Origin of the sequence: Arthrobacter sp. HMWF013, from assembly GCF_003061105.1 — a bacterium.
Classification (GTDB): Bacteria; Actinomycetota; Actinomycetes; order Actinomycetales; family Micrococcaceae; genus Arthrobacter.
In genome coordinates this window covers 1-3,209 of the sequence record NZ_QAIQ01000424.1, presented here as the reverse complement: position 1 = coordinate 3,209, position 3,209 = coordinate 1, and the positions used below count along the sequence as shown (strand labels likewise).

The following is a 3,209-nucleotide window of genomic DNA, read 5'->3' as shown; positions in this document are numbered from 1 at the left end:
GATCGACCGGCTGGTCCAGTCCGGACATGTCATCCGGGAACGGCTCGGCACCGACCGCAGGCAGGTCCAGCTCCGCATGACCCCCAAGGCGTACCAGGACGGAGGCGCCATGTTCATGCCGCTCTCGCGCCACATGGGCACTGCCATGGCCGCCTTCGGCGAGGACGAACTTGAGACGGTCACGCGATTTATGACCGCCATGGTGGAGGCCACCATGGCGGCCCGCCAGGAAGCGTCCGACGACGGTCCCTCCTCCGCCGCGCCGCGCCCCTAGGCTGGAAACCACGCGGCCGCTCCTCCCCATCGGGCCGCGGCGGCGGTAGCGTTTGGTTATGAGTGCGCAGCAGCCTGAAGATGACGATGTGTACACGCACGGCCACCACGAGTCGGTGGTCCGCGCCCACGCCTCAAGGACCGCGGAGAACTCCGCGGCCTTTGTCATTCCACATCTGGCTCCCGGTGTCAGCGTGCTCGACGTCGGCTGCGGACCAGGCAGCATCACCTGCGATTTCGCGGTGCTGGTTTCCCCCGGCAAGGTGACGGGGCTGGACCGTTCGACGGACATCATCACCCAGGCCACGGCGCTGGCCGCAGAGCGCGGCGTGGCGAACGCCGAGTTTGTGGCCGGCAATATCTATGACCTCGACTTTGAGGACGAAACGTTCGATCTGGTGCACGCCCACCAGGTCCTGCAGCACCTCACCGACCCGGTGGAAGCACTCCGCGAGATGCGCCGCGTCGCGAAGCCGGGCGGGATCGTGGCAGTGCGCGACGCCGATTTCCACGGCATGAGCTGGTACCCCGCCATCCCCGAGCTGGACGAATGGATGGAGCTCTACCAGCGGATTGCCCGGCGCAACGGGGCCGAACCCGATGCCGGCCGCCGCCTGGTCTCCTGGGCCCAGTCCGCAGGTTTCACCGACGTTGCCCCCACCAGCAGCAACTGGCTCTACGCCACAGGGCAGCAGCGGCGCTGGCAGGCCCGCGTCTGGGGCGAGCGTGTGCTGCACTCAGCATTCGCGGAGCAGGCGCTTGAGTACGGTTTCGCCAATCCCGCGGACCTCGCCCGGATCTCGGCCGGCTGGCACCGCTGGGGGTCCACCGACGACGGCTGGTTCCTCATTCCCAACGGCGAGGTCATCGCCCGGGCCTGATCCCGTGGTGAAACCAGGGCTGAACCCGGCACTAAACTTGACTGGTGCAAATCTCCCTTTGGCTGGCCCTGGTTGGCGCCGGCACACTGATCAGCTTCACGCCCGGCGCCGGGGCCATCAACACCATGAGCAACTCGCTGACGTCCGGCTTCAAGCGGTCCATCTGGGGAATCCTGGGCCAGCAGGCAGCCCTGGTGGTCCATGTGGTGATCGTGGCGCTGGGTGTGGGGGTTCTGGTGGCAAGTTCCCCGGTGGCGTTCAACGTGATACGCTATGCCGGCGCCGCCTACCTGGTGTATCTGGGAATCCGGCAGTTCCTGAGCAAGCCGGACCTGGATCAGGAGCAGGCCGCTGCGCTGGGAAACGAGCCGGCGTGGTCAATGTTCCGGCGCGGCCTCTGGGTGAACCTGCTGAACCCCAAGGCGATCGTTTTCTTCCTCGCCTTCATGCCGCAGTTCATCCGCCCGGAACAGCCACTCCTCCCGCAATACCTGGTCCTCACTGCCACCGTGGTGACCATCGACATCCTGGTCATGTGGTTCTTCTTCGCACTGGCTGCCAAGTCGTTCCAGCGCTTCACCCACAACGCCCACGGGCAAAGAATCCTGAGCCGGATCTTCGGCGTACTTTTTATCGGAGTAGGCATCCTGCTGGCCTTGATCCATTAGGCAGCGGCAGCATCAACCCGGAGTTTACGGTATCTACAAATCCATTGACAAAAGTTGTAAATCTTGCTGAAACGCGGCTAGCCAAGAGGGTCATCCATCTTTCATGCTTAGCTCCATGAACTCATCGCCGAGCCCATACCGCATCATCGCCGTGTGCACCGGCAACATCTGCCGGTCACCCATGGCCGAGCTGATGCTGGCCGCAGCGCTCCGCGCGGAAGGCCTGGACCATGCGGTGTCCGTGGACTCGGCAGGGACCACGGGTTACGAGGCGGGACGGCCGATCGATCCCCGTGCCGCCCGCAGGCTGGCAATCACCAAACTGGGTTCAGAGGCCCATGTTGCCCGCGAATGGCAGGCGTCATGGTTCCGCGAGCGGGACCTGATTCTGGCCCTGGATATCGACCACTACGCCTGGCTGCGCGATGCGGCGCCGGACCTGGAATCCATGAACAAAGTACGCATGCTCCGCAGCTTCGATCCCGCGGTGGCCCTCAGTGATTTGCTGGACCAGGGCATCGAGGATCCCTGGTACGGCGGCCATGCCGATTTTGACAACGTGTGGCAGCAGATCCACAGCGCCATTCCCGGCATGGTGGAGTTCGTCCGCGCGGCGCTCCACCAGGCGTCACCGCCCTCCCACCGGACGTCACCGAGGCAGCAGCTGATCCAGTAGCGGTACGCTCTATTTCATGACCCCCGCACCTGTAATCATCGCCATTGACGGGCGATCCGGCGCAGGGAAGACCACTCTTGCCATCGAACTGGCCGCACTGCTGCGGAACCACCACAAGGTGGCGCTCTTTCATCTTGAGGAAATCTACCCCGGCTGGAACGGCCTCACGGCTGGGATCGAACGCTACGTTTCGACAGTGCTCACACCATTGAGCCGCGGTGACCACGCCAGGTGGATCAGCTGGGACTGGGCCAACCATTACGACGGCGACGCCCGCGTCACTGCGCCGGCTGAGATTGTCATCGTGGAGGGCGTCGGAGCCGCCGCCCAGGAGGCCCGGCCACTGCTCAGCGCCGTCATCTGGGCCGATTCGCCGGACAGCGTCCGCCGGGTACGGGCGCTTCAACGCGACGGCGGAACGTACGAACCTTTTTGGGACCAGTGGGCCGCCCAGGAGGAAGCGTGGCTGGCGGCGGACGACGTCCCTCACGAGGCTGATATCCGGGTGCTCAACAAGGCAGATGGGTCAGCCCCGCCAGACGTGCTGCAGGCCCTCACCTACCTGCCCGCCCTCGGTCCGGTGCTGATCCCGGAGCTTGCGGCCCGCCGCGGCCTCAAGCTCCGGGCGGAGCGGCTTGAATCCCGGCCGGACGCCCCCACCCTCTTCAAAACGCTTTACGGCAGCTCCGGGAACGCTGTGTGGCTGGACTC

At 65.2% G+C, this 3,209-nt stretch carries 3 protein-coding genes and 2 pseudogenes; all 5 read left to right on the top strand.

The features are described 5' to 3' along the window. Positions 1-274, top strand: a pseudogene (locus DBR22_RS15545) (MarR family transcriptional regulator); the annotation flags it as partial. Positions 275-332: 58 nt separating this feature from the next. Further along, positions 333-1,154: a methyltransferase domain-containing protein gene (locus DBR22_RS15540; RefSeq protein WP_108599767.1), complete on the top strand. Its 822-nt coding sequence runs from the start codon at positions 333-335 to the stop codon at positions 1,152-1,154. A gap of 44 nt (positions 1,155-1,198) precedes the next feature. Next, entirely contained in the window at positions 1,199-1,822 is a 624-nt protein-coding gene (locus DBR22_RS15535) for a LysE family transporter (RefSeq protein ID WP_108599766.1), read from the top strand. A 115-nt stretch (positions 1,823-1,937) separates the two neighbouring features. Then, complete coding sequence (locus DBR22_RS15530) at positions 1,938-2,498, top strand: low molecular weight protein-tyrosine-phosphatase (RefSeq protein WP_108599768.1); 561 nt, start codon at positions 1,938-1,940, stop codon at positions 2,496-2,498. A gap of 16 nt (positions 2,499-2,514) precedes the next feature. Then, positions 2,515-3,209, top strand: a pseudogene (locus DBR22_RS15525) (aminodeoxychorismate synthase component I); the annotation flags it as partial.